Below are 7,038 nucleotides of genomic sequence, written 5' to 3'. Positions count from 1 at the left end.
CCGGCACCCGGGAAGGTCGCTCCCGAGCGGGTGACACCGACCCCGCCGGCTGCCGAGGCCCCGGTGCCGCCCCCGGCGGAGAGGGACGCCGGTCAGGCCCCGACGGTGACGGTGGGCGCCGCCCGCGCCGGCGAGCCCGACCGGGTGAACCGGCCCCTCGCGGTCTCCGCCGTCCTGGCGGTGGCGAGCATCGTCGGCGCGCAGATCGGCGCGGTCCTGGGCCTGCGCCGCCGCCCGGCCCACGTACCGGCCGGCGCGGCCCGGACCACGGCCGCCGCCCGCCGGGGCAGCACCGCGCGCGGCACCACCACGGCCAGGCGCGGCACGGGTCACCGGGACATCCGCACCACCCCACGCGGCAGCGCGATCGGAGTCGACCGGGGCACGGGGACCGGTACCCACGACAGCGTTCCGACCGGCCACGGCCGGACCCGTGCGGATTCGTCCCACGACACGGCGATCGGCCGCCACCGCCGCCCCTGACTCCCGGGGGCCGGGAGGCCGCCGGGCGCCGGTCAGGGCAGGCGGGTCTCCAGGACGCCGTCGACGACGCGGGTCGGCAGGATCTGCTGGTCGTTGCCGGAGGGGCCGTGCACGACCTCGCCGCCGTTCAGGCGGAACGCGCTGCCGTGCCAAGGGCAGACCACGCAGTCGTGCCCGTCGATCTCGCGTACCTCGCCCTCGCCCAGCGGGCCGCTCTGGTGCGGGCAGCGCTCCAGCATCACGGTGACCTCGTCGCCGTGCCGGTAGAGGATCACCGAGACGTCGTCGACGTCCCGGGTGATCAGCGTGCGCTCCGGCAGGGCAGCCATGTCCGCGATCGAGTGCCAGCCGTCGCTCATCCGGTGCAGCTCGGAGATGCTCTGGTTGACCTGCGCGCCCTGCTTGTACGCCAGGTGCCCGCCGAGGTAGGCCCCCATGCTGGCGGCGCCGAGCCCGAGGAAGCCGAGCGTACGGCCGAGGTTGTGCCGACCGGTCATCCGGGCGGCCACCGAGCCGGCGTAGAACGCCAGGCCGACGCTGTTGGACGCGGCGTGCACCAGGCCGATCCGGCGCTGGTCACGAGCCAGTGCCGCCCAGTCGTTGAGGCCGGTGACCGCAGCCGGGAGGGCGCTGACGGTGCCCACCGCGCACAGCGTGGCGGCGGCCCGGCGCTGCCCCGGCATCAGGTCCAGCACTGCCGTGCTGATCCACGCGCCCACCGGCACCTGCACCATCGCCGGGTGCAGCGGATGGCCCAGCCAGACGCCGTGCAGCAGGTCGCGGACCCGCTGCGGTCGGAGGGTGGCCTGGACGGCACGCTGCAACCGGTCGCCGACCCGGTCCAGCCCGGATGCCTGCTCGATCTTCGTCAAGAGTGCTCGCACCCGTACCGACTTCCCGGCAGGAGCCCCCGCAAACCGGTCGGCGGTGACGGATCCGCAGCGGTACGTGGTCGCGCCCCCACCGACCCGTAACGGGACGTCCCCACCGAGGTCGGCGGGCGTGGAAATCCGGTCGCGGGCCGCACCGTCCACGACCACTGTGGTCCGGGTGTACGCACTCTCCTCCCGCCCGCTGCCGGCCGGTCGACCGGCGACCCGACTGAGCGTCGCGCTGGGGCAGCCCCGGGCCGTGCCGCCCCCGCTGCTGATGCTGCTGGGCATGCTCTCCACCCAGGTCGGGGCGGCCGTCGCCAAGCAGCTCTTCGGCAGCGCCAGCGCCGGCGGCACCACCACGCTGCGGCTCGGCTTCGCCGCGCTCATCCTGCTGGTCCTGGTCCGGCCGGGGCTGCGCCTGGGCTGGCGTACCGCCGGTCTGGTCGGGGCGTTCGGGCTGGCCCTGGCGGTCATGAACCTCGCCTTCTACGCCGCCCTGCACCGGGTGCCGCTGGGCGTCGCGGTCACCATCGGCTTCGCCGGGCCGCTGCTGGTGTCGCTCGCCGGCAGCCGCCGGCTCGCCGACGTGGCGTGGGCGGCGCTGGCCGGCGGCGGCGTGCTGCTGATCAGCGGGCTCGGCGGGACGGGGATGGACCGGCTGGGGCTGCTGTGCTGCGTGGCCGTCGCGGTCGGCTGGGCCGGCTACGTGCTGCTCGGCAAGGCGGTCAGCGCCCGGGTGCCGGGCAGCCGGGGCCTCGCGCTGGGGATGGCCGTCGCCGCGCTGGCCGTGCTGCCGTTCGGGGTCGCCGGCAGCGGTGCGGCGCTGCTCGACCCGTGGACCCTCGCGCTGGGCGCGGCGGTGGCGCTGCTGTCGTCGGTGCTGCCGTACTCGGCGGAGATGGCGGCGCTGCGCCGGATGCCGGCCCGGGTCTTCGCGGTCCTGCTCAGCCTGGAGCCGGCGATCGGGGCGCTGGTCGGGCTGGTCCTGCTCGGCGAGCTGCTGGCCTGGCCGCAGGCGGCGGGGGTGGCCTGCGTGGTCGGCGCCGCGCTGGGCGCCACCCTGGTCCGCCGGGAGCGGCCCGCCGCGCCCTGACGCCTGGCGCCGCCGGCACCGCCGGGGGCATGCTGTCGGCATGGGCGTACGCGTCGAACGCGCCGCGGCGGTGACCACGGTGATCCTGGACCGCCCGGCGGCCCGCAACGCGGTCGACGGGCCGATGGCGCGGGCGCTGGCCGACGCGTTCCGCGCCTTCGAGGCCGACCCCGACGCCTCCGTGGCCGTGCTCTGGGGTGCCGGCGGCACGTTCTGCGCCGGAGCCGACCTGAAGGCCATCGGCACCCCGAGCGGCAACCGGGTCGAGGCGCAGGGGGACGGCCCGATGGGTCCGACCCGGATGACGCTCAGCAAGCCGGTGATCGCCGCGATCTCCGGTCACGCGGTGGCCGGCGGGTTGGAGCTGGCGCTCTGGTGCGACCTGCGGGTGGCCGAAGCCGACGCGGTGCTCGGGGTGTTCTGCCGCCGCTGGGGGGTGCCGCTGATCGACGGGGGCACGGTCCGGCTGCCCCGGCTGATCGGCGAGAGCCGGGCGATGGACCTGGTCCTCACGGGGCGGCCGGTGCCGGCCGAGGAGGCGTACGCCATGGGCCTGGTCAACCGGCTGGTCGCGCCGGGTGAGTCCCGGGCGGCGGCCGAGCGGCTGGCCGCCGAGATCGCCCGGCACCCACAGACCTGCCTGCGCAACGACCGGGCGGCGCTGCTCGCCGGCGCCGGCCTGCCGGAAGCGGCGGCGCTGGAGGTGGAGCTGGCGTACGGGATGGAGTCGCTGGCCGCCGGCGCGGCGGCCGGGGCGGCCCGGTTCGCCGCCGGCGCCGGTCGGCACGGCGACCCGGCCGACTGACCGGGCGGGACATCTCGACGGGCCGGGCGGTGCCGCCACTCGGTGTCGAGTGGCCGCACCGCCCGGTGGACCGGCCGCCGCCCGGGCGACCGGGGTGGGTCAGTTGCGGTTGATGGTGAACGTCGTGGTGGTGTTCTGGATGTCCACCGCGTTGTTGCTCAGCCGCAGGTTGTTGAAGGTGACCGACCCGACGGCCGGGCCCTGCCCCGTCTCCGGCATCGGGTTGGCCCAGATGCCGAAGCCGGACTTCGCGTCGTACGCGTCACCGCTCTTGCGGGCGCCGCTGATGGAGACGTTGGTGAAGACCGTGTCGGTGACCGGGAACTGCGGCTGCCCGCCGACGTAGTTGGTCTGGAACATGATGCCGCTGTAGGTCGGGTCGACGATGTCGACGTCGCTGACCCGGATGCCCTGGAACACCTTCGAGGCGGAGAAGACCCAGATCGCCGGGAAGGTCTGCGCGCCCCAGAAGTGCCCACCGGCCCGGACGATCGAGATGTTCTCGAACCGGGTGGGCGGGCTCGCCCCGAAGCCGTTCATCGGGTAGCCGAAGTCGAGCGAGCTGATGGTGATGCCGGAGTAGACGAGCGTGTCCGCGATGTAGATGTTGCGGAACGTGTTGCCGTAGCCGCCGTAGACGGCGACACCGGCGGCCCGCCAGGTCAGCGTCGAGGTCAGGTTCTCGTAGACGTTGTCCTTCATGTCGGCGCCGCCCGCGTCGATCGCCGAGAACAGCGCGAAGCTGTCGTCGCCGGTGGCCCGGGCGTCGTTGTTGCTGACCAGGTTGTTGGTGCTCCCGTTGGTCATGTTGATGCCGTCGGCGAACATGTTCCGGATCCGGGAGTTCTTGATCGTCATGTGGTCGGTGTTCGCGCCCCAGTAGAGGCACACCATGTGCTCGTTCCAGATGTTGTCGATCACGATGTTCGACACGTTGGAGAAGTCGAACACCTTGCCCGGCCCGTCGATCCGCGAGGTGTAGTTGCCGAAGTAGGCGAAGTTCGCGAAGGACGATCCGGCCGCCGAGTTCTCGGCCCGGAAGCCGATGTCGGTGTTGTCCTGGCCGGAGGGCGCGTTGAACCGGGTGTACCAGGGGCCGGCGCCGGTCACCTTGACCGCCTTGCCGTACACCTGGAACTTCGACGCGGTGGAGTAGTTGCCGGCGGGCAGGTACACCCCGACGAGGTTGCCGGTGGTGTCCATCCGCACCCGGTCCAGGGCGTTCTGCACGTCGGAGTGGGTGAAGCCGGTCGGCGTGGCGTAGCGCGCCGGATCCGGGTTCGCGATCGGCGCCACCTGCTCGGTGTTGATGAAGTCGATCGCGTACGTGGTGGTGTTGGCCGGGTCCTTCTGGAGGCGGATCCTGCTGCCCGCCGGCACGGTCGAGTTGAGCATGACGTTGGCCTCGTCGTAGATGTGCCGCGGTCCGCCCGCGCTCGGCGAGTTGCCCGGGCTGGCCTCGTTGCCGTAGAGCCAGGCGTACCGGGACGTCAGGTCGATGGCCTTGTGGAAGCTGCCGTTGACGTAGACGTTCAGCGTCGAGTTGATGCCGCCGCCGCCCGGGGCGTCCGGGATGGAGAAGCGGGTGACCAGGGTGTTGGTGCTGGCCCGGGTGGTCCACTCGACGTAGCTGCCGGTCGAGTTGAGGGTCACCGCCCGCCGGCCGGACGCCTCACCGGCGAGATCGCCGACGGTCCGGTTCGGCCCGACGACGCTGGCGCCGCCACCGACCACGCCGTCCTCGGCCTCGTACATGTCGTACGGCATGTTGGCGCCGCGCCCCACGAAGAGCGCGCGGTCGCTGGTGTTGTTGGCCTGCTTGACCGGCAGCTCGTTGCCGTCGGCCGCGAGCACCACCCGGACGGTGTACTTGCCGTTCGCAGCGGTCCAGGTGCCCAGATTGACCGGGCCGACCGTGGCCCCGGCGTTGATCACGCCGGAGTACGAGCCGGTCAGGGCACGGACGACCGTGCCCGCCTCGTTGAGCACGGTGAGCGTGATGCCGTGCGCGCCGGACGCGGAGGCGACGCTGCCGGCGTTGCGGATCGACACCGAGAAGCTGACCGTGTTGCCGGCCGCCGGGGTGCCGGGCGACCAGGCGACCGCGGCGGCGACCAGGTCGGAGCTGGCGACCGGGCTGACCACCAGCGGGCTCGGGTTGGTGTAGCTGTTGTTGGTGTCGTCCTGCTCGACGACGGTGTTCGACTCGTCGACCTTCGCGCTCAGCGGATAGCTGCCCGCGTCCCGGTTGCCGATGTTGGCGGTGACCGTGGCCGAGGCGCCGGCCGCCAGGCCGCCGACCGGCGCGGTGCCCACCCGGTTGGTGCCGAGGTAGAAGTTGACGTTGGTGGCGCCGGAGGCCGCCGAGCCGGCGTTGCGGACGGTGGCCGAGAGCGTGACGGTGCTCGTCTCCACGGGCGCGGACGGGCTGAACGACATGCCGGTCACGGTCAGATCCGGGTTCGGCGCGGGGGTGCCGATGACCTGGAACTCGGCGATCTGCCCGGCCGGGGCGCCGGTGTTCGAGGCGATCGAGAGCCGCACGTCGGCCGCCGCGCCGGAGACCGGGATGGTCACCGTGTTGCCGCTGGCCGGGTTGAAGGCGTAGTTCGCCGCGCCGACCAGGGTGGTGAAGGTCGAGGAGCCCTGGTCCCGCCCGAGGACGGTGATGTTCTGGGTACGCGCCCCCCAGGCGGAGTCGGGGTTCAGCTTCAGCACGACCTGGCTGAGGCTGGCGTTGGCGCCGAGCTGCACGGTCAGCGTGCTCGGGTTGCCGTTGCCCTCCCAGTAGGTGGCCACGTTGTTGTCGTTGGCGTTGGTCGCCACGAACGTGTGCACGTGCCCGGAGGCGGTGATCGGCTTGCCGACCGCCAGGTTGGTGCCGACCGGCGGGTTGCCGGTGCCGGTCCGGGTCACGGTGTTGCTGTTCGCCGACTGGTTGCCGGCCGCGTCCCTGGCCCGGACGTGGTACGAGACCGTGGCGCTGTCCGGCTGGCTGTCGGTGTACGTCAGCGTGGAGCCGTTGACGCTGCCGCGCAGCGCGCCGTTGGCGTACACGTCGTAGCCGGTCACGCCGACGTTGTCCGTGGACGCGGACCAGGTGAGCCGGATCTGCCCGCTGGCGGGCTGGGTGTACGCGAGGTTGCCCGGGACGCTGGGGGCCTGGGTGTCGGGGTTGCCGGCGGCGCCGTAGACCTCGACCTCGGAGAGTTGGGCGGCCGGCCAGCCGGTGTTGCCGGTGACCTGCACCCGCACGTACCGGGTGCTGGTCGCGGTGAAGCTGACGGTGACGGTGTTGCCCGTGGCCGGGTTGAAGGTGTGGCCGCCGGACGCCTTCAGGGTGGTGAACGACGAGCCGTTGGTGGAGCCGAGCACCGACAGCGTCTGGGTGCGGGTCTGCCAGTCCGACGAGGGCGGCAGCTTGAGCACCACCCGGTCGACGGTGACGGTGGCGCCGAGGTCGGCCTGGATCCACTGCGGGAACGCGTTGTTGGCGCTCTCCCAGTAGGTGGCCGCGTTGCCGTCGTTGGCGTTGCTCGCCACGTAGTTCTGGTTGTGGCTGCTGGCGGTCATGGTCGCGGAGAGCCCGGCGAGCAGGGCGGCGCGGGCGGCGGTCGCGGCCGGGTCCGCCGTTGGCGCGGCGGCAGCCGGGGTGACGGCCGGGACGGCGGTGAGGAGCAGCCCGGCGAGCACGCCGGCGAGCAGCCGCCGGTTGGCCGGGCGGGTCGACCGGGGGACGGGACGGGGCGCGCCGGCCGGCGCGGTCCCGGGTCTGGTGCCGT

At 73.4% G+C, this 7,038-nt stretch carries 4 protein-coding genes and 1 pseudogene; 3 read left to right on the top strand and 2 right to left on the bottom strand.

Annotated features, from left to right (window positions below):
- A pseudogene (locus tag F6X68_RS34475) lies at positions 1–483 on the top strand (hypothetical protein); the annotation flags it as partial.
- A gap of 32 nt (positions 484–515) precedes the next feature.
- On the opposite strand, the gene F6X68_RS28605 reads toward F6X68_RS34475, so the two are convergent.
- Entirely contained in the window at positions 516–1,367 is an 852-nt protein-coding gene (locus tag F6X68_RS28605; protein WP_151457166.1) for a Rieske 2Fe-2S domain-containing protein, read from the bottom strand.
- A gap of 166 nt (positions 1,368–1,533) precedes the next feature.
- On the opposite strand from F6X68_RS28605, the gene F6X68_RS28600 reads away from it, so the two are divergent.
- The gene (locus tag F6X68_RS28600) at positions 1,534–2,451 is read left to right on the top strand and encodes a DMT family transporter (RefSeq protein WP_225852480.1); all 918 of its coding nucleotides are present in this window, start codon (positions 1,534–1,536) and stop codon (positions 2,449–2,451) included.
- A 40-nt stretch (positions 2,452–2,491) separates the two neighbouring features.
- A complete protein-coding gene (locus tag F6X68_RS28595; protein WP_151457165.1) occupies positions 2,492–3,256 on the top strand; it encodes a crotonase/enoyl-CoA hydratase family protein in 765 nt (254 codons plus the stop codon).
- Positions 3,257–3,355: 99 nt separating this feature from the next.
- Here the strand turns inward: F6X68_RS28595 and F6X68_RS28590 are convergent, their stop codons facing one another.
- Positions 3,356–6,937: a discoidin domain-containing protein gene (locus tag F6X68_RS28590; RefSeq protein WP_370519002.1), complete on the bottom strand. Its 3,582-nt coding sequence runs from the start codon at positions 6,935–6,937 to the stop codon at positions 3,356–3,358.
- Between the last annotated feature and the right edge of the window lie 101 nt (positions 6,938–7,038).

Source organism: Micromonospora sp. AMSO12t, assembly GCF_008806585.1.
GTDB classification, from domain to species: Bacteria; Actinomycetota; Actinomycetes; order Mycobacteriales; family Micromonosporaceae; genus Micromonospora; species Micromonospora reichwaldensis.
The sequence above is the reverse complement of the archived record's forward strand: the minus strand, read 5'-3'. Positions and strand labels throughout refer to the sequence as shown.